Annotated in this window: 22 protein-coding genes and 1 riboswitch; of the genes, 18 read left to right on the top strand and 4 right to left on the bottom strand. The window is 72.6% G+C overall.

Annotated features, from left to right (window positions below):
* Positions 1–176 precede the first annotated feature (176 nt).
* Together KK483_RS27950 and KK483_RS27945 are read left to right on the top strand one after the other, a co-directional pair.
* A complete protein-coding gene (locus KK483_RS27950; protein ID WP_262007978.1) occupies positions 177–1,382 on the top strand; it encodes a transposase in 1,206 nt (401 codons plus the stop codon).
* A 28-nt stretch (positions 1,383–1,410) separates the two neighbouring features.
* Complete coding sequence (locus KK483_RS27945) at positions 1,411–2,100, top strand: response regulator transcription factor (RefSeq protein WP_262007977.1); 690 nt, start codon at positions 1,411–1,413, stop codon at positions 2,098–2,100.
* Between the two features lie 134 nt (positions 2,101–2,234).
* Here the strand turns inward: KK483_RS27945 and KK483_RS27940 are convergent, their stop codons facing one another.
* Positions 2,235–3,002, bottom strand: a complete 768-nt coding sequence (locus tag KK483_RS27940) for an arylmalonate decarboxylase (RefSeq protein ID WP_262007976.1) — start codon at positions 3,000–3,002, stop codon at positions 2,235–2,237.
* Between the two features lie 236 nt (positions 3,003–3,238).
* Here KK483_RS27940 and KK483_RS27935 point away from each other — a divergent pair, with 236 nt between their 5' ends.
* From KK483_RS27935 to KK483_RS27875, 13 genes are all read left to right on the top strand, one after another.
* On the top strand, positions 3,239–4,390 hold the full coding sequence (locus KK483_RS27935; RefSeq protein ID WP_262007975.1) for a LeuA family protein: 1,152 nt from the start codon (positions 3,239–3,241) through the stop codon (positions 4,388–4,390).
* A gap of 104 nt (positions 4,391–4,494) precedes the next feature.
* Complete coding sequence (locus KK483_RS27930) at positions 4,495–4,680, top strand: lysine biosynthesis protein LysW (RefSeq protein WP_262007974.1); 186 nt, start codon at positions 4,495–4,497, stop codon at positions 4,678–4,680.
* A gap of 1 nt (position 4,681) precedes the next feature.
* The gene (locus KK483_RS27925; protein WP_262007973.1) at positions 4,682–5,533 is read left to right on the top strand and encodes a RimK family alpha-L-glutamate ligase; all 852 of its coding nucleotides are present in this window, start codon (positions 4,682–4,684) and stop codon (positions 5,531–5,533) included.
* The gene (argC, locus tag KK483_RS27920; protein ID WP_262007972.1) at positions 5,530–6,594 is read left to right on the top strand and encodes an N-acetyl-gamma-glutamyl-phosphate reductase; all 1,065 of its coding nucleotides are present in this window, start codon (positions 5,530–5,532) and stop codon (positions 6,592–6,594) included. Before KK483_RS27925 ends, argC begins: the two co-directional genes overlap by 4 nt.
* Entirely contained in the window at positions 6,591–7,430 is an 840-nt protein-coding gene (locus KK483_RS27915) for an acetylglutamate kinase (protein WP_262007971.1), read from the top strand. The genes argC and KK483_RS27915 overlap by 4 nt, the downstream gene beginning before the upstream one ends.
* A 12-nt stretch (positions 7,431–7,442) precedes the next feature.
* Positions 7,443–8,006: a type 1 glutamine amidotransferase gene (locus KK483_RS27910; protein ID WP_262007970.1), complete on the top strand. Its 564-nt coding sequence runs from the start codon at positions 7,443–7,445 to the stop codon at positions 8,004–8,006.
* A 99-nt stretch (positions 8,007–8,105) separates the two neighbouring features.
* Entirely contained in the window at positions 8,106–9,224 is a 1,119-nt protein-coding gene (locus KK483_RS27905) for a Glu/Leu/Phe/Val dehydrogenase dimerization domain-containing protein (protein ID WP_262007969.1), read from the top strand.
* Positions 9,221–10,942 carry an AMP-binding protein gene (locus KK483_RS27900; RefSeq protein ID WP_262007968.1) on the top strand — a complete coding sequence of 574 codons (1,722 nt, stop codon included), beginning with the start codon at positions 9,221–9,223 and terminating at the stop codon, positions 10,940–10,942. Before KK483_RS27905 ends, KK483_RS27900 begins: the two co-directional genes overlap by 4 nt.
* Before the next feature lie 104 nt (positions 10,943–11,046).
* Entirely contained in the window at positions 11,047–12,384 is a 1,338-nt protein-coding gene (locus KK483_RS27895; protein ID WP_262007967.1) for a pyridoxal phosphate-dependent aminotransferase, read from the top strand.
* 29 nt (positions 12,385–12,413) lie between these two features.
* A complete protein-coding gene (locus KK483_RS27890) occupies positions 12,414–13,343 on the top strand; it encodes a fumarylacetoacetate (FAA) hydrolase (protein ID WP_262007966.1) in 930 nt (309 codons plus the stop codon).
* Positions 13,344–13,454: 111 nt separating this feature from the next.
* Entirely contained in the window at positions 13,455–14,834 is a 1,380-nt protein-coding gene (locus KK483_RS27885; protein WP_262007965.1) for an NtaA/DmoA family FMN-dependent monooxygenase, read from the top strand.
* Positions 14,831–16,090: an LLM class flavin-dependent oxidoreductase gene (locus tag KK483_RS27880; RefSeq protein ID WP_262007964.1), complete on the top strand. Its 1,260-nt coding sequence runs from the start codon at positions 14,831–14,833 to the stop codon at positions 16,088–16,090. The genes KK483_RS27885 and KK483_RS27880 overlap by 4 nt, the downstream gene beginning before the upstream one ends.
* A 387-nt stretch (positions 16,091–16,477) precedes the next feature.
* On the top strand, positions 16,478–17,704 hold the full coding sequence (locus KK483_RS27875; RefSeq protein ID WP_262007963.1) for a DUF418 domain-containing protein: 1,227 nt from the start codon (positions 16,478–16,480) through the stop codon (positions 17,702–17,704).
* Between the two features lie 57 nt (positions 17,705–17,761).
* On the opposite strand, the gene KK483_RS27870 is transcribed toward KK483_RS27875, so the two are convergent.
* On the bottom strand, positions 17,762–18,592 hold the full coding sequence (locus KK483_RS27870; RefSeq protein WP_262007962.1) for a CbtA family protein: 831 nt from the start codon (positions 18,590–18,592) through the stop codon (positions 17,762–17,764).
* A gap of 13 nt (positions 18,593–18,605) precedes the next feature.
* On the bottom strand, positions 18,606–18,833 hold the full coding sequence (locus tag KK483_RS27865) for a CbtB-domain containing protein (RefSeq protein ID WP_242330407.1): 228 nt from the start codon (positions 18,831–18,833) through the stop codon (positions 18,606–18,608).
* A gap of 59 nt (positions 18,834–18,892) precedes the next feature.
* Positions 18,893–18,977: riboswitch (cobalamin riboswitch) on the bottom strand.
* 154 nt (positions 18,978–19,131) lie between these two features.
* Here KK483_RS27865 and KK483_RS27860 point away from each other — a divergent pair.
* Together KK483_RS27860 and KK483_RS27855 are read left to right on the top strand one after the other, a co-directional pair.
* A complete protein-coding gene (locus KK483_RS27860; RefSeq protein ID WP_262007961.1) occupies positions 19,132–19,719 on the top strand; it encodes a histidine phosphatase family protein in 588 nt (195 codons plus the stop codon).
* Positions 19,720–19,732: 13 nt separating this feature from the next.
* A complete protein-coding gene (locus tag KK483_RS27855) occupies positions 19,733–20,077 on the top strand; it encodes a hypothetical protein (protein WP_262007960.1) in 345 nt (114 codons plus the stop codon).
* A gap of 41 nt (positions 20,078–20,118) precedes the next feature.
* Here the strand turns inward: KK483_RS27855 and KK483_RS27850 are convergent, their stop codons facing one another.
* A complete protein-coding gene (locus tag KK483_RS27850) occupies positions 20,119–20,517 on the bottom strand; it encodes a PPOX class F420-dependent oxidoreductase (RefSeq protein WP_262007959.1) in 399 nt (132 codons plus the stop codon).
* A 186-nt stretch (positions 20,518–20,703) separates the two neighbouring features.
* Here KK483_RS27850 and KK483_RS27845 point away from each other — a divergent pair, with 186 nt between their 5' ends.
* Entirely contained in the window at positions 20,704–21,411 is a 708-nt protein-coding gene (locus tag KK483_RS27845) for a VanZ family protein (RefSeq protein WP_262007958.1), read from the top strand.
* The last annotated feature ends 20 nt before the right edge of the window (positions 21,412–21,431 follow it).

Genomic DNA, 21,431 nt, shown 5'->3' with positions numbered 1-21,431 from the left:
GCCGCAACCGCCACGCACCCCGCCCGACCACGTTCTTGCTGGTCAGAGGGTGAAGTCGCAAAGTCGGCCAGCAGCCCGTGAATTTTTCCTTCGAGACGGTATTTTTGTGCCTCGTAGCGAGCGCTGTGCACCGGCTTCGGTGCGAGCGATGCGAATACGAGGGGGCGTAGCGTTACATGTCGTCAAGCAAGGTGCCCGTGTCCGCGGCGGCGGACGAGGGCACGCGCATGCAGACGTTCCTGGAGGAGATCTTCAGACCGCTCTACCGGGCGGAGCAACGCCGTTGGGCACGGGCGTATCTTCGGGGCCTGATCCATGTCTCCGGCAAGAAGACCCCACGGCGCATGGCGCGGACCGAGCTGCTGCCCGCGGCGGCGGCGCACGGCCTGCACCAGTTCATCAACGCCAGCCCGTGGGAGTGGGAGCCGGTCCGCCGCAGGCTCGCCCTGCGGGTCGCCGCGAGCGCGGCGCCGTACGCGTGGACCGTCGCCGAACTCATCATCCCCAAGCGCGGCGAACACTCGGTCGGCGTGCACCGCCGCCTGGACACCGCGACCGGACGGACCGTCAACTGCCAGCGGGCCGTGGGGCTCTTCCTCGCCACGGACTCCCACTGCTTCCCCGTGGGCTGGAGCCTCGTGCTCGACGACGCCTGGGGCAGGGACCGGCAGCGCAGGCTCCGGGCGCGTATACCGGAGGCGGAGACCACCCGCCCCGTCGGCGCCCATGTCCTCGACTACGCGGCCGACGTCGCCGCGCAGCCACGGCTTCACCCCATCCCCTGGGTCCTCGACCTCACCCGGTCCGACGACGCCGGCGGGGTGCTGGCCGGGCTCGCCCGGCACCGGCTCGACATCGTGTGCGAGGTCGAGCCGGGCCAGGTCGTGATCACCGGGCGCACCCCGACCGTGATGACCGTCGGCGGGCTGATGGAGGCGCGGCACGCCCGGGAGCCGCATGTGATCGCGCGTCAGACGGCGGAGGGCCGCTCCAAGGCGGTGCCGATCCACGCGTATGCCGGGACGGTGCGCCTGCCGGGGCGCCGCGCCGGCGGGGACGGTTCGCGCGGCTACCGGGTACTGGAGCTCCCCGACCCGGGCGGCCCGGCGGCCGCGCGGTACTGGATCACCAGCCTCACGGACCGGCGCGTGGAGGAGGTCATGGCGCTGGTGCGCAGCCGCGCCGCCGTCCGGTCGACCGTCGCCACACTGCAGGAACGGTTCGGCGTACTCGACTTCGCGGGCCGCTCCTTCCCCGGCTGGCACCACCACATGACCATGACCTCGGCCGCGTACGTCTACCAGCACCTCTACGGCGCACCCGGCCCCGTTCCCCTGTCCGCGGCGGCGCCGCCCGCGGCGCCGGCCGAAGCAGCGAGCTGACGAGACGCCGAAGAGGAAGGTCCGGGACGTGAGAAACGTACTCGTGGTGGAGCGGGAAGCCTCCGCCGCCGAAGCGATGGTGCGCGATCTGCGCCGGCTCGGATACGCCGCCCGCAGCGTCGACACGGGGGCACGGGCCCTGCGCACCTACCGTGACGCCGATCTGGTGCTGCTCTCCCTGGAGCTGCCCGACATCGACGGACTGGAGGTGTGCCGTTCCCTGAGGGGCGAGAGCGATATTCCCCTGGTCGCCTTCACTCACCTCGACGACGAACTGGAGCGGATACTCGCGCTCAAGGCCGGCGCGGACGACTGTGTCGCCAAAGCCTGGGGGGCCAGGGAATTAGGTGCCCGTATCGAGGCGGTGCTGCGCCGCTCCCGCCCCGCGTCGGGCATTGCGGAGAGCATTTCCCTGCGTCCGCTCCACATCGATCCGCGGACTCGGGAAGTCCGCCTCCGCGACCAGGTGATCGACGTCACGTCGAAGGAATTCGAGCTCCTTTACACACTGGCCGCCAATCCGGAAACCGTGGTGTCCCGGAAGGAGTTGATGGCCAAGGTGTGGGGGAGCAATTGGGAACAGACCAGTCGCACCATCGACACACATGTCAGCAGCCTCCGGGCGAAACTCGGATCCAGCGGATGGATCATCACGGTCCGCGGGATCGGCTATCGCATGGGCCACGCCTGGCGGGTGCCGGAGGTGTCCGCGGGCTGAGCGTTCGTGGGGGCCGACTCCGTACGAGGTACGAGCCCTGGTGCGATCCGTGCCGAGTGCCCCGGACCGCGCGCCGTGCAGCGCGCCGCCCGGGGCACTGTCGTATGTCGCGCCGCCCGGGGCACTGTCCTGCGTCACACCGCCCGGGCACCGCCCGACTGGCCGTCCAGGCGCCGCAGCAGCGGGTGCGCGTCGCCGGCGCCGGTGCCCACCGCCCGCCGCGCCCACCAGGCGGAGGCCAGGTTCGAGGACAGCAGCGGGCGGCCGGCGTCCTCCGCGGCGAGTTCGGCGAGGGCGGCGAGCGTGCCCATGCCGGTCCCGGTGAACAGCAGCGCGGTGCCGCCGGGGAGCCGGCTCTCCCGTATGCGCCGCAGAATCGCCTGCGTGGTCACCTCGTACGGGTCGTAGTGCTCGGCGCCGTCCGGGTGACGCGCCGCGGGGACGAGGACGACGCCGTCGACCGTGAGCCCGGCCCGCTCCCAGAAGGCGCGGGACGTGTCGGTGAGCCACGGCTGGTAGGGCGAGACGAGCGTCAGACGGGTCACGCCGAGCGCCTCGCACGCCGCGAGGATCGCCTGGGTCGAGGAGCGCACGGGGAAGCCGGCGCGCGCCGACAGGTCGTCGCACAGCGCGCGGTCGCCCTCGGGGCCGAGCAGGTAGTGCGAGGCGCTGCACGCCACCACGGCGGCGTCCAGGCGCATGGCGCCGAAGTCGCCGAGGGTCTCCGGCAGTACCCGGTTGTACGTCTCCAGCATTTCCCTGAGACCCGTTCCCTGCACCATCGGGAAACGGGACGTGTACACATTGAGGCGGGCTCCGAGAAGACAGGTGAATTCCGGTTCCGCGGTGGGGTTCTCCGGCGGCACGACGACCCCGAGCCTGGGCAGTGAGAAAAGGTCCATGGCGGCACGGTAGGGCGAGCGCTGCCATCACGGCGGCCCAGCCCGCCGGAAATGACGCCCCGCGCACAACCGCCTTGCACTGCCTTTCCTTCCTGACATTCCTTGACAGTTCCGCACACAGCCCTGACCCGAATCTCCTTGTTCTGAACCGCAGTTCGTTGGAGTGTAGGGATCACCGCCCGCCGAACCCTTTCATCTCGGTTCACCGACCACGTGCGGAACAAGGAGTGAAGGAAATGGCAGAAACGGAAACCCTGGAGAAAGCGCCGGGGCTGCCCCGCATATCCGACGCCACGCTGCGCGACTCCGCGCACATGGCCGGCGTCGAGTTCGGCCCGAGGGACGCCGCGGTCATCGCGGACCTGCTGGTGAGGACCGGCATCGACCTGGTCGAGGTCGGCATGGTCTCCGGCCCGGGCTCCAAGGACGCCGACCTCGTCCTCGCCACCCATGAGGCCGTCGGCCCCGAGCGCAGCATGACGCTCGTCGTGGTGCGCGACCGCCAGCAGGTCGCGACGGCCCTCGACGAGGCCGAGCGCCTCGGTGTGCGCCACATCATGTACTCCATCCCCACCTCCGAGCAGCACGCCGAGCTGAAGCTCGGCTCGCCCAGCGCCAAGTTCCTCCAGACACTGGCCCGTTCGGCGATCTCCCAGGCGAAGGAGCGCGGCTTCCACGTCACCTTCAGCGGCGAGGACGGTGCCCGCACCCCCAGGGAGCGGCTCGTCCCCTACGTCACCGCGGGCTTCGAGGCCGGCGCCGACCGGTTCCGGCTGGCGGAGACCGTCGCGTATCTGTCGCCCTGGCAGATGGAGGAGGTGGTCGGCGACATCACCGCGATCGACGGCTCCGAGATCGAGATCCACTCGCACAACATGCTGGGCATGGCCGTCGCCAACTCCCTCGCCGCCGTCCGTGCGGGAGCCCGGTGGATCTCCGCGACCGTCGGCGGCATCGGCGAACGCGGCGGCAACGCCCCGCTGGCCGAGCTGCTCACCTCGCTGCGCGTCATCCACGGCGACACCCGCTTCGACCTGACCCACCTCACCGAGCTGTCGCGGGTCGCGCTCCAGGGCTCCGGCCTGGGCGACGCCTTCCAGTCAGGGCCGACCACCCCGCACGCCTTCGCCTACGAACTGCCGGGCCAGCTCAGCAACCCGGAGGCGTACGAAACGCTGCCCGCCGAACTCGTCGGCAACGCCCGCGAGCTGCGCGTGCGCACCCGTCTCACCTCCGCGCTCGTCAAGTGGGCGCTCGACGGCGCGGGCGTCTCCGTCGACGTCGACTCCTTCACGCCGTGGCTCGCCGAGCGGCAGGAGCGCGACGGAGACCCGCTGCTCGACCGGGACGGGATCCGCAAGGCGGCCGTCGACTTCCAGGCCGCCTGAACCTCGCCCGCCACCCCGGCCATCCGCCGGTCCACCTCATCCTCCTCCACCTCATTCACCTCCACCTCATTCACGTCACCCGCGACGACCTATGGAGCTGACTCATGTCCACCGCCACCCTCTCCGGCGTCTGCCCCGAGTGCGAAACCGATCTCACCGTCCCGTCGATGGTCCAGGGCGAGACCCTGTCCTGCCCCGAGTGCATGCTCACGCTGCGCGTCGAGGACGTCCAGGACGGCCGGCTGTCCCTCCAGATGGTCGAGGTGCAGCTGCGCGACTGGGGTCAGTGAGATGACCACGACAGTTGCCATCGTCGCGGACCGCATCAGCTGGGAGGAACGCCAACTGATGCAGACCGCACCCGACTTCGGCCTGCGCATCGACTGGGTCAACGACGAGTCCCTGTGCCTCGGCGATCCGCACGCCCCGTCCGTCCAGGGCTACGACGCGGTGCTGGTGCGCAGCCGCAGCTACACCCGCGGCGGCCTGGTCGCCACGCTCGCCGAGGCGGCCGGAGTGCCCACCCTCAACACGGCCGGAGCGATCACCGCCTGCGAGAACAAGGCGGTCCTGCGCACCGTGCTGCGCACCGCGGGCGTCCCCGTGCCGGATTTCCGGCTGGTGCTCTCCCGCAAGGACTTCGAGAAGGCCCTGGGCGAGCTGGAGCTCCCGCTGGTCCTCAAGCCCGTCTTCGGCGGCATGGGCAAGCGGGTCACGCTGATCCGGCACGCCGACACGGCCCAGTCCGTGTACGACTACGTCGAGGACCTCGGGCACGCCTTCGAGCAGGCCTGCCTGGTGGAGCCGTACCTGGGCGGCGGCACATCGGTGCGCTGCCTCGTCGTCGGGCACGAGCTCGTCGCCGCCGCCGAGTTCGAGAGCGGCGGCACCGACTGGCGCAACAACGCGGCGCTCGGCAACAGCAGCCGCGCCGTCGCCCACGACCCCGACGTACTGAAGATCATCGACGGCGTGGTGGCGGAACTCGGCACCGGGATCTACGGAGTCGACCTCTTCGGCACCCCCGACGGCTACGTCGTCAACGAGGTCAACCACGCCCCCGGTTTCCGGGCGGTGGCCTCCGCGACCGGAGCGGACATCCCGTCGGCCATCGGCCGTCACCTCCAGGAGCTACTCGCATGATCCGTGCAGGAGTCGTCGGCGCCTCCGGGCTCGCCGGCGGCGAACTCATCAGACTGATCACCCAACACCCCGACCTGGAGCTGACCTTCCTCGGCGGCTCCTCCCACATCGGCAGGCGCCCGGCCGAGCTGCATCCGGGACTCCGCATCGACCTGGGCCTGACCGTGCAGCCCGTCACCGAGGACATCGCCGACCAGGTCGACGTGCTCTTCCTGGCCACCCCCGCGCCGGTCTCGGCGGAGCTGGCCGCGCTGCTCGCCGACCGGGTCCCGGCCGTCGTCGACCTCAGCGGCGCATTCCGCATCCGTACGCCGGAGCTGCACGACCGCTGGTACCCGAAGGTGAAGCGGCGCACCGACCTCGCGGACCGCTTCGTGTACGGGGTGCCGGAGCTGGTCGGCGACCAGCTGGCGGACGCCGCGCTGATCTCGCTGCCAGGCTGCTACGCCACCGCGATCACCCTCGGCCTCGCACCGCTCACCCTCGGCCTCGGTCTGGACCTCAAGACCGTGGTGGTGGACGGCAAGAGCGGCTCCAGCGGCGGCGGCCTGTCGCTGCGCACCGCCGATCTGCACCCGCTGCGCAACGGCGCCATCGCCCCGTATGCCCCGACCGGGCACCGGCACGCCGGCGAGGTCCGCGACTTCCTGGAGCGGAGCAAGCCGGGCACCATCGGCTCGCTGACCATGTCCGCGTACGGCGTGTCGCATGTGCGCGGCCTGCTCACCAGCTCGTACGTGTTCATGGACGAGGCCGTCGACCAACGCGAGCTCCAGCGGGCGTACACACGCTTCTACAAGGGGAGCCGCTTCGTGCGGGTGCGTCGGCACGCCGAGACGCTGATCCCGGTGCCCGACCCGCAGGCCGTCCTGGGCTCGAACTTCTGCGATGTGACGGTCCTGTGTGACGAGGACCAGGACGCGGGCGGCCGCGTCGTCGTCCTCGCCGCCCTCGACAACCTCGTCAAGGGCGCGGCGGGCCAGGCCGTGCAGGCCGCGAACATACGGTTCGGGCTGCCCGAGGAGACGGGCCTGACGATGCATCCGGTGATGCCCGCATGAGCGCCACCGGGAAGAGCCCGCAGAGCCCGGAGAGCCGGGAGGACCGGAAGAGCCCGCCCCCGACCGTGGTGAAACTCGGCGGCAGCTGCCTCGACGACCTCGACGGCACCTGGTGGGACGACCTGGCCCGGCACGGACAGGAGCGGCCGCTGGTCCTCGTGCACGGCTGGTCCAAGCCGCTCAAGCGGCTCAGCCCCCGCTACAGCGAGCCGTCGGCGATCCTGCGCGACCGGTACGGCAACCAGAGCCGCTGGACCACGCCCGAGGTCATCGCCGACATCAAGACCGTCAGCACCAGGATGGCCGAGGAGGTCTTCGGGCGGCTCGAACGACGGGGCATCTCGGCGGAGCGGCTGCTCGGCAGCGACGGTCTGGTCAGCGCCGGCGAGGGCGAGCGCTGGTGGTGGCAGGGCAAGCAGCTCGTCGAGCTGGAGAACCTCGTCGGCCCGATCACCGGGGTGGACCCGGCGCCGCTGAAGAGCCTCCGGCCTGGCCATGCCCACCTCATCACCCCGCTGGCCCGGAACGCGGCGGGCCAGGAGGTCAACACCGATGCCGACCGGGCCGCCGCCGCCGTCGCGGGGGCCACCGGCGCGTCCGACCTGGTCCTCGTCACCGATGTCGCACATCTGCTGATCGACGGGGAGCCCGTGTCCCGGATCACCGCGCAGGCCGCGGCCGACTTCCGCGACAAGGGCGCCACCGGTGGCATGCGCAAGAAACTGCGGGCCGCCGGCGAGGCCCTGGAACGCGGCGTGGAGCGGGTCACCATCGGCAGCGCGTCCGTCACGGACCTGCTCGCCGCCCGTACCGGCACTGTCATCACGCGAACGTGAGGAGCACAGCTCGTGGCGCAACCCCGTGTACTGGTCATCAACAACGGCACGCTGTCCCTGAAACAGCTCCGCCGGCGCTTCGAGGAGCTGGGCTCGGAGACCGAGGCGGTCGACGTGGCGTCGGTGCCCGCCCGGCTCGACGGCCGCTACCAGGCGATCGTCCTGAGCGGCACCAAGGTCCGGGCCTATGACCGCGACTACTACAAGCCGCTGACCGACCTCGTGATGGGCGCCGACGTCCCGGTCTTCGGGATCTGCGGCGGCATGCAGATCCTCGCGGTCACCGCGGGCGGGCGTCTGGCGGAGGGGCCGCAGCGGGTCGGCGGCTACCAGGTGCAGGTCGACAAGGAGGAGCCGATCTTCACCCATGTGAAGCCGACGGTGACCGTCTTCCACCGCCACACCCTCTACCTCCAGGAGGCCCCGGAGGGCTTCCGCTCCATCGGCCGCTCCGAGCACGCGCCTGTGGAGTTCCTGCGCTCCGACGACGGCCGGATCTTCGGCGCCCAGGCGCATCTGGAGTTCCGCAGCGACGGCCTGGAGATCCTCCGGGGCTTCGCACAGCTGTACCAGTGACGGCCCCTCCACCCCTCCACCCGTGACGGCCGCCGGGCACCGACCCGGCGTAGCCCACACGTACCCCCTGAACTCCCCTACGTACGCAAGGACTTGGCCATGAGTGAGCTGGAAAACCCGCAGGACCCGGCGTTCACGGTCCATCTGAACGGCAGCGGCGGCACGATCAAGGGCTGGGTCGTCGTCGACTCGTTGTACGACGGCCTGGCGATGGGCGGCACCCGGATGACCACCGGTGTCACCGAGGAGGAGGTGGCCGGTCTCGCCCGCGACATGACACAGAAGTTCACCCTCGCCGGCCTGCCCATCGGCGGCGCCAAGGCCGGCATCGTCTCCGACGGCAGCGACCGCGAGGAGACCTTCCGCACCTTCGGCCGCACCGTCAAGCCGCTGCTGTTCGGCGGCATCCACCTCGGCATCGACATGGGCGTCACCCCGGCCGACCGCGCCGTCTTCTTCGACGAGGCGGGCTACGACCCGCGCTATCGGCTGGGCGCCCCGGACATGCCGGTCGACTGGCGCACGTACTACGAGCCGCTGATCGACTGCACCGGGCACGGCGTCGGCGTCGCCGCGGTCACCGCCCTGGAGGCGAGCGGCCGCACCGGGCCGGCGCGGGTGGTCGTGCAGGGCTTCGGCGCGGTGGGCCGCGCGGTCGCGCGGTTCCTTGAGGAGCGCGGGCACACCGTCGTGGGCGTGGCCGACGTGCAGGGCACCATCAGCGCGGAGCGGCTTCCGGTGGCCGAACTCGTCGCGATCACCGATGAGTTCGGGCGGATCGACCGCACCCGTCTGCCGCAGGACGTCACCGTCTCCGGCGGACCGGACGCCTGGCTCGACGTCGACGCCGACCTGCTCGTCCTCGCCGCGCAGAAGTACGCGCTGGGCGCCGAGAACGCGCACCGTCTGCGCGCCCGTCTCGTGGTCGAGGGCGCGAACCTCGCCTCCAGCGCCGAGGCGAAGGAGAAGGTGCGGGCCGCGGGCGCCACCCTGGTCCCGGGTGTGATCGCCAACATCGGCGGGGCCGCATCGGCCGCCCTGGCCGTCACCAGGGTCGTCCCCTTCGACCTGGCGGCGGACGCGCGCAAGGCATGGGTCTTCGACTGGGTCGGCGACCGGGTGCGGCAGAACACCCGGGATCTGCTGGAGATCGCCGCCGCGGGGGCGGGCGACCCGCTGCCGGAGCTGCTCACGGCCCGCCGCAAGGACCGCCGATGAGCGCGGTGACCACGGCGGGCACGGCGACGGGTACGGCGGCGACCACGCCGGCGGGTACGGCGGCGGGTACGCCGGCCGCGTCGCCCGAGGAGCGCGCCGCCGAGTACCGGCGGCGCGGCTGGTGGCGGGACGAGACCTTCCTCGACGACCTGCGCCGCCAGGCCCGCGAGCACCCGCACAAGCTCGCCGTGGCGGGCCGCCGCATCGCCGAATCGCGCACCGACACCCTCGACTACGCCGAGCTGGCACGGCTGACCGACCGGTTCGCCGGAGCACTGCTCGAACTCGGCGTGCGGCGCGGTGACTTCGTCGCCGTCCAGCTCCCCAACCGGTGGGAGATGGTGCCGCTGATGTTCGCCTGTATGCGCGTCGGCGCCGTCATCTGCCCGATCTCGCCGATCTGCCCGGAGGGCGAGCTGCGCCACCGGCTCGGCCTCACCGGGGCCCGGGTGTGCATCACGCTCCCGGAGTGGTCGGGCACGCCGTTGGCGGACATCGTCACGGGGCTCAAGGACGAACTCCCCACCCTGGACCACGTGCTGGTCGTGGACGGGCCGGTGCCGGACGGCGCGCTCTCGTTCCACGACCACTTCGTCGCCGTCGAGCGGGAGGAGCACGGAGGCGCCGAGCCGGACGGTTCGGCGCTGACGGCCGACGAGCCGTTCGTCGTCCTGTTCACCTCCGGCACCACCGGCGAGTCCAAGGGCGTCCTGCACAGCCAGAACACCGTCCACTCGGCCGTGCGCGGCTACGTCGACGCGTTCGGGCTCGGCGAGGACTGGGTGGCCGCCGTGTCCACCCCCCTCGTGCACTACTCGGGCTTCGCGCAGGGCGTCCTCGCGGGCGTCATGCTCGGCGGCACCGTCGCCTTCCAGGACGTGCGCAGGAACGAGGCGCTGCTCGACCTGGTGGAGCGCTACGGCGCCACGCTCCTGTACGGGCCGCCCGCCACGCTCGCCGACGTGGCCGCCTCGCAGCGGGCCGAGAAGCGCGACACCAGCACGCTGCGGCACGTGGTGATCGGCTCCGCGCCGGTCCTGGCCCAACTGGCCGACGAGGTCCACGAGACGCTCGGCGCACGCACCTACTCGCTGTGGGGCATGTCCGAGAACGGCCCCGTGACCATGACCCGTCCCGGGGACCCCGCGGACTGGGCGGCGCACAGCAACGGCCGCGCCATCGACGCCATGGAGACACACATCGACCCGTCGGACGTCGACGGCGGCGGCGATGTCGTGGGCGGACTCAAGGTGCGCGGCGCGTCCCTGGCGCTCGGCTACCACCGGCGCGAGGAGGCGTTCGCGGCAGAGCTCGGCGCGGACGGCTGGTTCGACACCGGGGACCTGGCGCGGGACGACGGCCGCGGCGGCATCCGCATCATCGGCCGCGCACGCGACGCGATCCTCCGCGACGGCCTCGTGGCGCCCATGACGGAGCTGGAGGCGGTCATCGCCGGCCACCCGAAGGCCGTCGAGGCCGCGCTGGTGGGGCTTCCGCAGGCCGTGGACGGGCACGGGACCGTGATCTGCGCGGTGGTGGTCCCGTCCGGCGGGGCCGGCCCCTCGCTCGACGAGATCCGCTCCCACCTCGGGGAGTCCGGCCACGACGCCCGCTTCCTGCCGGACCGCGTGGAGCTGGTGCCCGCCCTGCCCAAGACCCTGACGGGCAAGGTCCGCAAGGCGGAGCTCCGGCAGCGGTACGCCGCGACGGCCACCTGAGTCACGACCGGAACCACCGCCTCAGCCATCGCCTCAACCACCGCCCGAGCGACCGTCTTTCGAGCCGGACCGACCGGGTCCGTCTCTTCATCGTTGGAGCCCGAATGCCCGAATCCGCACCGGTCCCCATGTCGGCGACCCTCGCCGCCGACGAGGCCCTGGCCCGCAGGCGCCGAGCCGGGGAGCGGGTCCTTTCGATGGCCAGCGGGGAGATCGGCCTCCCCGCGCACCCCGCCCTGCGCGAACGGCTCGCCGCCGCGGCGGGCGAGAACGCGTACGGCCCCGTTGCCGGCAGCCACGCGCTGCGCGACGCGGCCGCCGGCTACTGGGAGCGGCGCGGCCTCGGCATCGACCCGGAGCTCGTCGTGGCGGGACCGGGCAGCAAGCCGCTCCTGTTCGCGCTGCTGCTCGCCGTCGGCGGCGACGTGGTCGTGCCCGTGCCGAGCTGGGTGAGTTACGCGGCGCACGCCCGGCTCGTGGGGGCGCGCCCCGTCCCCGTACCGACCCTCCCGGGCGAGGGCGGGGTGCCCGATCCCGACCGGCTGCGCGAGGCGGTCGCCGCGGCGCGCGCCGCCGGACAGGATCCGCGGTCCGTGGTGGTGACGGTGCCGGACAACCCGACCGGGACCGTCGCTTCGCCGGGCACGGTGCGGCGCCTGGCGGCGGCGGCCCGGGAGCTCGACCTGGTCATCGTGTCCGACGAGATCTACTGCGACCTCGTCTACGACACCTCGGCGCCCGCCGAGTCCCCGGCCGTGCACGCTCCCGAGCGCACCGTCGTCACCACCGGACTGACCAAGAACCTGGCGCTCGGCGGCTGGCGCACCGGCGTGGCCCGCCTCCCCGACAGCTCCGTCGGGCACGCCCTGCACAGCCGGCTCGTCTCCGTCGCCAGCCAGATCTGGTCCAGCCCGCCGGCGCCCGTGCAGTCCGCGGCCGCGTACGCGTTCGGCGAACCGCCGGAGATCGCCGAGCACGTCGCGGCGAGCCGCCGGCTGCACCGGACGGTGGTGGGCGCCGTGGCCGACCGCTTCACCGCGGCCGGGGCCGTCCTCGCCCCCGTACGCGCGACCTGCTATCTCTACCCGGACTTCGAGCCGCTCCGGGACCACTTGGCCCGCGCCCACGGCGTGCACGGCGGCGCCGACCTGGCCCGGCTCCTCAGCGAACGCCACGGCGTCGGTGTGCTCCCGGCGAGCGCCTTCGGCGAGTCCGAGGACGCACTGCGGATACGCGCCGCCACGAGCCGCCTCTACGGCGACACCGACGAGCAGCGCACGGCCGCGCTCACGGCGCCGGACCCGCTCGGGCTGCCGTGGATCCGGAGGGACGTCGAGCGGGTCGGCGAGGTCCTGGCGGCCCTGACCACCACCGCTCCCGACCCCGCCCCCGCCTCCCCACTCGCCTCTGCCTCTGCCTCTGCTCCTGCTCCGCAGTCCTGATTCCCACCAGTTCCAGGAGGACCTTCCCCATGCCACTTCCGACCCTCTTCGAGGCCATGTACAAGGGCAGCCGCCATGTCGGCTTCGGCAGGCCCGAGTCCGGCGCGCCGCAGACCCTGTACCGGGTGGCCGACGGGCAGCTCGCCGCGGCGTTCATCGCCACGGACGGCTCGGAGGCCGCGGTCAGGGCCGCCGTCGCCGAGGGAGCCGAGACGGTCACCGTCACCGCCGGCGACCCCGAGGTGCGGCCGCTGCCGCCGCTGCTGCCGCAGGCCACCGGGAACGCGCTGCTGAGCGGCTTCATGGGCACGCACAAGAAGAAGTGGGGCGGGCAGACCGCCCCGGAGGGCGGGGATTTCACGCCGCCCCGCTGGTTCTTCAAGGGCTTCGGCGACTGGGTCCGGCTGCCGGGGGAGACGCTGAACGTGCCCGCGGATCCGGTCGCCCTCATCGAGGAGCCCGAGGTCGCCCTCGTCTACGTCAACGACGCCGAGGGCACCCCGCACTACGCGGGCTACACCTTCGGCAACGACCTGTGCGACATCGGCCTGCACCGCAAGGACCCCGGCTACAACCCGTACTGCAAGCTGTGCGACACCGCGCTCACGCCCTGGCTGTTCCTCGGCGAGCCGCCGCTCTCGGTGACCGGCCGGGTCACCATCGTGCGGGACGGCGCGACCGCCTGGGAGGGCAACTTCGACTGCGGCGCCGACGCCCTGTACTTCCGGGTGCGGGACATGGCGGAGCACCTGTTCTCGTTCCCGGCGGTGCGGCGCCCCGGCCTGGTCAACTACGTACTCCTGGGGGCCGACGAGGCCAGCTTCCACGACGGCTTCCGGATCGCCGACGGCGACCGGATCGCCATCGACGTGAAGAGCCACGACGTGGCCTTCGAGAACACGGTGCGGTACGTCTCCCCGGCTCCGCTCTCCCCCGCGGCCACCACCGGAGTGTCGTGAACAGCTCATGAAATAGGGCCCGTTGGCCTGTGCACGCGTGCACCCGCCTGTGCACGCTCGTGGTCGAGCGGCCGGCCGTGACCCGGCCGGCCCTTCCCAGAAGGAGTACGCGTGCCCGCCGTCGGAAAGAAGCAGCTGCACCTCGCGGCGCAGCTGCCCGGCATCCACAACGTGACCGTCTGGTCGGACCCCCGGTCCGAGAGCCAGATCGCCATCGACTCCTTCGTGCGGCTCGCGCAGACCGCCGAACGCGGCAGGTTCGACTTCTTCTTCCTCGCCGAAGGGCTGCGGCTGCGCGAGCACAAGGGCCGCATCTACGAACTGGACGTGGCGGGCCGCCCGGAGAACCTGACGGTGCTCAGCGCACTCGCGGCCGTCACCACGCATCTGGGACTCGCCGCCACGGTCAACGCCACCTTCAACGAGCCGTACGAGGTGGCGCGCAGGCTCGCGACCCTCGACCACCTGAGCGGAGGCCGGGCGGCCTGGAACGTGGTCACCAGCTTCGACGCGTTCACCGGCGAGAACTTCCGCCGCGGCGGTTTCCTCACGGAGGCCGACCGCTACACACGCGCCGCCGAATTCCTGGCCACCGCCCGCGCCTTGTGGGACAGCTGGGCCGACGACGACGTACGCGCCGACGCCCGTGCCGGGGAGTTCCTCCGCCCCGGCGCCGGGGAGTTCGCCCACCGCGGCCGGCACTTCGACGTCTCGGGGCGGTTCGCCACACCGCGCGGCCCGCAAGGACACCCCGTGGTCATCCAGGCCGGGGAGTCCGACGCGGGACGGGAGTTCGCCGCCTCCGACGCCGACGTCATCTTCAGCAAGTACAACAGGCTCGGCGAGGCCCGCGCCTTCTACCGGGATGTGAAGGGGCGCCTGGCCCGGTACGGCCGGGCGCCCGACGAGCTCAGGATCATCCCCACCGCCACGGCCGTCGTCGCCGACACCGACGAGGAGGCCGCGGCGTACGCCGACGAGATCACCCGCGCCCAGGTCAGCCCGCAGACCGCGATCGCCCATCTGGAGGCCGTCTGGGGCCGCGACCTGTCCGCGTACGACCCGGACGGGCCGCTGCCCGATGTCGACCCGGAGCCCGACGCGCAGGTCCTCAAAGGGCATTCGGTGTTCCGCAAGGGCCGGGAGGAGACGGCGCGGCGGTGGCGCGGGCTCGCGGAGGAGCGGGGACTGACCATCCGTGAGCTGGTCATCGAGGTCGGCGGCGGCCAGACGTTCGTCGGCAGCCCGCGCACCGTCGCCGACGCCATCGACCGTTTCGTGCAGACCGACGGGGCCGACGGCTTCGTCTTCGTCCCGCATCTGACGCCCGGCGGTCTGGACGACCTCGTGGACCGGGTGGTGCCGCTGCTTCAGGAGAAGGGCGTGTTCCGCGAGGAGTACGCGGGGACGACACTGCGGGACCATCTGGGCCTGCGACGGCCGGACCTCACCCGGCGGCATTCGCGCCCGTCGACGACGGAGGCGTCATGACCCGGGACACCGGGACCGGCATCGGCACCGACACCGACACCGGCACCGGCTCGCCGCTGCACCTCGCCGTCGCCCTCGACGGCGCCGGCTGGCACCCGGCCGCGTGGCGGGCCGCGGGCGCCCGTCCCGGCGATCTGTTCACGCCCGGATACTGGGCGGACCTGGTCGCCGAGGCCGAGCGCGGCCTCGTCGACTTCGTCACGCTCGAAGACGCCCTCGGCCTCCAGTCAGCCGCCTTCCACCGCACGGACGACCGCACCGACCAGGTCAGGGGCGGCCTCGACGCGGTCCTGCTCGCGGCCCGCATCGCCCCGCTCACCACGCGCATCGGTCTGGTGCCGACCACGAACGTCACCCATACGGAGCCGTTCCACCTCGCCATCGGCATCGCGACCCTCGACCACGCGAGCAGGGGCCGCGCCGGCTGGCGCCCGCAGATCTCCGCACGCGCCGCCGACGCCACGCATTTCGGCCGCCGTACGACTCCGCGGCTGACCGACGACGACGTGCGCGACCCGGAGCTGATCGCCGCGCGGCTGCGCCCGCTGTTCGCGGAGGCCGCAGACGTGGTGGAGGTGGCGCGGCGGCTGTGGGACAGCTGGCAGGACGACGCCGAGATACGGGATGCCGCGACGGGCCGCTTCATCGACCGCGACAAGCTGCACCCCATCCACTTCGAAGGCCCGCACTTCAGCGTGCGCGGCCCCTCGATCACACCCCGCCCGCCGCAGGGCCAGCCGCTCGTCGCGAGCCTCGCGCACGCTTCCGTGCCGTACGAGTTCGCGGCCCGCGCCTCCGACGTCGTCTTCGTCACGCCGCACGACCGCGCGGGCACCCGGGCGGTCCTCGCGCAGGTCGACGAGGCCGTGGCGCGTAGCGGCCGGGACGTACGGGCCAGGCCCCTCAAGAGGTTCGGTGACCTCCTCGTCTTCCTGGACGCCGAGCCGGGCTCCGCCGCCCGGCGCAAGGCCCGTCTGGACGCCCTGGCCGGCGCGGAGCTCGCCTCGGACGCCGAGGTCTTCACGGGCACCCCGGGCGACCTCGCCGACCTGCTGCTGGACTGGCGCTCCGCCGGGCTCGACGGCTTCCGGCTGCGTCCGGGCACGCTGCCGCACGACCTCGTCGCGATCACCCGTGGCCTGGTCCCCGAGCTGCACCGGCGCCGGGCCTTCCGCACCGCCTACGAGGCCATGACGCTCCGCGGCCATCTGGGCCTGCCCCGCCCCGGCAGCCGGTACGCTCCGGTGCGTTCGTAGGCCGTGTCCGACACATTCCGCCCGACACATTCCGCCGGGCGCGCGACGCCCGGCACGCCGTCCCGGCAGCCGGCCCTTCGCACAGGAGGCGGCCCAGGCCGCGGTGTCGGAGCATCCGAGTACATCCAGGCCCGAGGATGATCCCCCGGTGTGCGATGGCACGCACCGGACGCCGGCCGCCCCGCCCCGCCGGCCCCTGCTGCCGGGACGTCCGCCGCCGGGAATGTCCGCCGCCGGCGCCGGCGGCCCGCGCCGGGACCGCCGCCTCCGGGCAGGTCCCCGGCCGCTCGTCAGCCGTTCGGCGGGGTGGCACCAGCCGCCTGCCGGGTGGTTGAAACCGGCATCGTTCCCGACCCTGGGCAGATGAGGTGGAACGCGTCACTCCCCATGGCCCCTGAGGCAGTGCCCTCGGCCGAGGCGGCTCGCCCGCCCCGTACGCCGTCGACGGGGAGGCTGATCGGCCTGGACCTCGCACGGGGTCTGGCGATCCTGGGGATGTTCGCCGCACACGTCGGGCCCGGCCCGTCGGTGGGCGGCCCTCTGGGCTGGGTGATGGAGGTGGCGCGCGGCCGGTCCTCCGCCCTGTTCGCGGTGCTCGCCGGGTTCTCCCTGATCCTGCTCACCGGCCGGCCGGAGCCGCGGACCGGGCTCGCGGGCCGGCAGGCCGTGGTCGGGGTGGTGGTCCGCTCCGGCGTCCTGATCGCCCTGGGATACGCCCTGACCTGGGTGGACACCGATGTCGACGTGATCCTCGCCCAGTTCGGGGTGCTCTTCGTCCTCGCGCTCCCGCTGCGCCGGCTGCGGGCGTCCACCCTGGTCCTCGTCGCCGCGTCGGCCGCGCTCGTCATGCCCCTGGTCGTCTTCGGGCTCCGGGCCGCGGTCGACGGCGGGAGCTGGGCCGACTCGGTCATCGCCCACGATCCCCTGGCCCGGGTCACCGGCTCGGACGGCTTGGTCGAGCTGTTCATCACGGGTGCGTATCCGGTGCCGACCTGGCTGCCCTTCGTCGTGGCGGGCATGGCCGTGGCCAAGCTCGATCTCGGCCGGCCGGGAGTCCTGCCCAGGGTCGCCCTGTGCGGCGGGGCGCTGGCCGTGCTCGGCTACGGAGGGTCGTGGCTGGCCCTGCACCTGGTCCCGGGCGCGCTCACCGGTGTGAACGCGGCCTCCGGCACCACGGCCGCGGCCTCGGCCTGGTGGTCCGACGCGGTGGGCGAGCACCCCGTCCCCGGTATGCCCGCCTGGCTGCTGGTGGCCGCGCCGCACAGCCAGACGACGTGGTCCGTCCTGGGCAACGCCGGCGTCGCCCTCGTGGTCCTGGCCCTCTGTGTCATGGCCACCGACCGTTCGGCTCAGCTGCGGTGGGCGGCCACGCCGGTCATCGCGCTCGGCTCGGTCGCGCTGACCGCCTACGTCGGCCACATCCTCGCGATCAGGGCCCTGGACGTCGTCGAGCCGCCGTACTCCGCCGACCTGCCGGTGCTGCTCCTCTTCGCCGTGGCGGCGATGGCGGCGGCCCTCGCCTGGGCCCGCGCCTTCCGGCGCGGGCCCCTGGAGTACCTGATCCATGCCGCCACCACCGCGGCCACGGTCACCCGGGAAGGGCGACCGGGCTGAGCGGTGCGGCGAGGCGAGACGAGGCGAGGCGAAGAGCCGCGGTCGGTGTCGCGCGGGTCAGCCGAGCACCGGCGAACCCTGCCCTGACGTCGCCTCGGCACCGACCGTGCGCGGGGCCAGCAGACGCTGGGCCAGCACGCCGAAGACGACTCCGAAGACGGTCCACAACACGGCCTGGACCGCCAGCGAAGCAACCCTGAACTCCCACAACAGGGCTGCGGGGAAGCCTGGCTTGACCGCGTCGTCGTTCGCCGGCAGGAACACGAACGCGACAGCCACGACGGCGATGAAGCCCGCCCCGGCGGCCAGCGTCGCGTTCCAGTTGCCCATCCGCGGTGCCAGCCTGCGCCCGATGATGACCGCGGCGATGCCGAGCAGCACGCTGAGCAGGATCATCAGGAAGAACAGCGTGGTGCGCTTCCCGATCGTGTCCGGGTTCCCGACCGCGGGCGGCGTCGCCGGGTACTTCAGGAACGGCACCAGGTACACGGTGGTGAAGGCGGCCGCCGCCATGAGCGCCGCGGTCGCCCGCGGGCTGAACCGGCCCACACGTCCCAGGACGAACGAGAACGCCAGGGAGGCCATGCCGCCCAGCGCGACCCCGTACACGAGAACACCGGTGGCCAGACCGGCGGTCGACTGCACCGGACGACTGACCAGCTCCTCTTCCTCCCCGGCCGCTTCCCCGGCCGCCTCGTCGGCTTCCGCGGGCGCGGCGCCGCCGTGCCCGGCATGGGCTTCCTGCGCGGCCTGGGCCTCCTCCACCGCGATCGAACCGTCCACGGCGGGCTCACCGACCGTATAGGCCACGGCGAAGGCGAAGAGTCCGGCGATCAAGCCCGCGAGCATGCCGCGGACCAGCAGACTTCTAACTGTTGAGGCGTACACGTGCGGTCGCCTCTCAGTGGCAGGGGAAGCCGAGCAGATGACGACCGTCGTGCACCCACTCGTGCACTCCGGCGCCCGCGAAGACCGAGGTGGCGCCCTGCTCGGCGCCGACGAAGTACAGCGCGATCAGCGCCAGGAGGCCGACGAACACCGCCCAGGGCAGTACCGCGCGCACAGGGAGAGGGGCCGGCACAGGAACGGAAGGGGTGGGTACGGCAGCGGAGACGACAGCCTCGGCCATGGTGGGAACCTCCTCGGGAACACGCGTCCCATACGGTGGTGCAGGACGACGGCCCACGGGTCTGACTCACCGCGGCGGCCTCCCTCACGGGATACCGCTGCGGCATACAGTGGCGCGACCGTGCCGGATTTCCACCGGACTTCCGTCTCGCCGTCGTCGCGTTGTTGAAATGTCGTCCGTGACCGTACCGCGCGCCGGACCTGCGGCCAAGGGCGTGAGTCCGGTATCACGTCCGCACGCCCCCGCCGGTAGGGTGCGCGCCCGACAACTGCCGTGCCACGGACGACCGGAGGAACCGATGACGGTGCGGGTGACGCTGATCTCCCCCGCGACGGGCGAAGCACTGCGAGACGTCCGGTTCGACGACGACGGCCCGCTCGACCCGGCCGGTATCGCCCGCGCCGAGGCCCTCGCGGACACCCTCGCCCCGGCCGCGCACGCCTACACCTCGCCGTCCCTTCGCTGCCGCCGGACCGCCCGAGCCCTCGGCCTGGACGCCGAACCGCTGGCCGCCATCGCCGGCTGCGACATGGGCCGCTGGCGAGGCCGGACGCTGGACGCCGTCGCGTCGGCCGAAGGGCAGGCCGTGGCCACCTGGCTGGCCGACCCCGCTTCCGCCCCCCACGGCGGCGAATCACTGCTGGACCTCCGCGCGCGCGTCGGCGCCTGGCTCGACACCCTCCACACGCGCACCGGCCGCATCATCGCCGTCACGGAACCGGACGTCGTCCGCGCCGCCGTGCTGCATGCCCTCGCGGCCCCCGCCCAGACCTTCTGGCGTCTGGACGTCCGTCCCCTCACCGCCACGGAACTCAGCGGCCGGGCCGAGCGTTGGAACCTCCGGTGCGGCAGTCCCCTGGAGGCGCGGCACGGTGACGGCCCGTGAGGCGGGAGGACGTATGGACGCCGGCGATCCGCACATCCACGTCGAGCTGGACGTGGTCCGCGCCGGCTCCGCGGTCCGCGACGTGGTGGCGGCCACGTTCGGCCTCGCCGGCGACCTGCCCCGCGTCGTCGCCACCGGATGCGGGATCCGGGTGCCGTACGCGATGACCTCCCCACGGCCGGAGAGCGTCACGTGCCTGTCCTGCCGGGAGCACGCCCGCCGTCAGCACCTGCGCACCGCGGAGGAGGTCGAGCGGTTGGGGAGCATGCCCGGGTCGACCCTCACCGTCGGCCAGGCACGGCTGGTCGCGGACCGGCATCGGGGCCTCGCCACGAGGTTCTCCACCACGGACGACTGACCACGCTCCTCGTGCCGCGACCGCCACCGGCCGACGGCTCGTCAATCCGGCCAGCTGGTGGTGACCTTGTCCGCCGTGATCCTCGCGATCACCCATTGCGGATGCGGTCCCGCGAAGCCGGGGTACGGCCCGCCCGTGTACGTGCGCGAGAGCTCATCCACCAGGACGCCCTCCGGGTCGTCCTGGAGGGTCGCGGTGCCCTGCACCTGGACGCTCTCGTAAGGGCGGGCGGCATCGAAGACCACCACGGCCGCACGCGGGTCCCGCATCAGGTTGGCCGTCTTGCGGCGGCTCCTGGGCAGTGCGAACAGGATGTCATCGCCCTCGCGCTTCACCCGGACGACGGTCGAATGCGGTCCGCCGTCCGGTTCGAGCGTCGACAGCACGGCGAAGTTCTTGCCGTCGAACAGCTCGCGCACCTTGTCGGTGAGCCGCACCATCAGCTTCTCCTTCGTGGCCCGCCGGCCGACCGGCCGACCGACTGGCCGACTGGCCGACCGGCCTGGCCCTTGTGGTTACGTTACCGTTTGCCCCACTTGGTCCTCCGCCAGGGACGCGGCAGCGGTTCGCGGGCACATCGAGAAACCGATACGCCCGCGATATGGCCTTCCGCCTTCAATGGCGGCATGGACCACAGCGAATCACCGTCAGCCCCGACCCGTCGTACGCGCAGGATCGTGATCGGTCTGGCGATCCTCGCTGCGGCGGTCGTGGCGTTCGGCCCCGGCCACGGCGTACTGAGAATCCTGTCCATGCCGCTGCGCAGGCCGGGGTGGCACGTCTGGGTCGGTACGTTCAACGGCGTGGCACTCATCACGGTGGCCGCACTGCCGTTGGCCGCACTGGCGGTATGGGCCCTGGCACGCCGTCGGCTCGCCACGGGCGTCACATCGGCGTGGCGGATGTCGCTGGCAGAGGTCGGCATCGCCTACGGCACGGTGCCGTGTGTCTGGATCACCATGCTGCCGGGCGACGAGTCCGGCGCCGTCGTGAGCCTGGCACCGCTGCGGGACCTTCACACGGTCTTCGAAGCCGGGGCGACGTTCCAGATCCTCGGCAACCTGCTGCTGTTCGCGGCGCTGGGGCTCCTCGCCCCGCTGCGGTTCGCGGCGCTGGCCTCGGTATCGCGGATTCTGGCGCTCGCGGCGGGCTGCTCGGTCCTGGTCGAGACCGCGCAGTACGTCCTGCGGCTGGACCGGGTGTCCTCCGTGGACGACGTACTGCTCAACGCCGCCGGCGCCGGGCTGGCCGCGCTGGCGTCGCGCCCCTGGTGGCGCGCTCCCGCCGAAGCGTCGTCAGACCGGCCTCGACCGGCCCCGGTTCCGGGACGCTGAGCCAGTTGGCGGTTCCCCGG

Source organism: Streptomyces sp. FIT100 (genome assembly GCF_024584805.1).
Lineage (GTDB): Bacteria > Actinomycetota > Actinomycetes > Streptomycetales > Streptomycetaceae > Streptomyces.
This window is presented reverse-complemented; position numbering and strand designations above follow the sequence as displayed.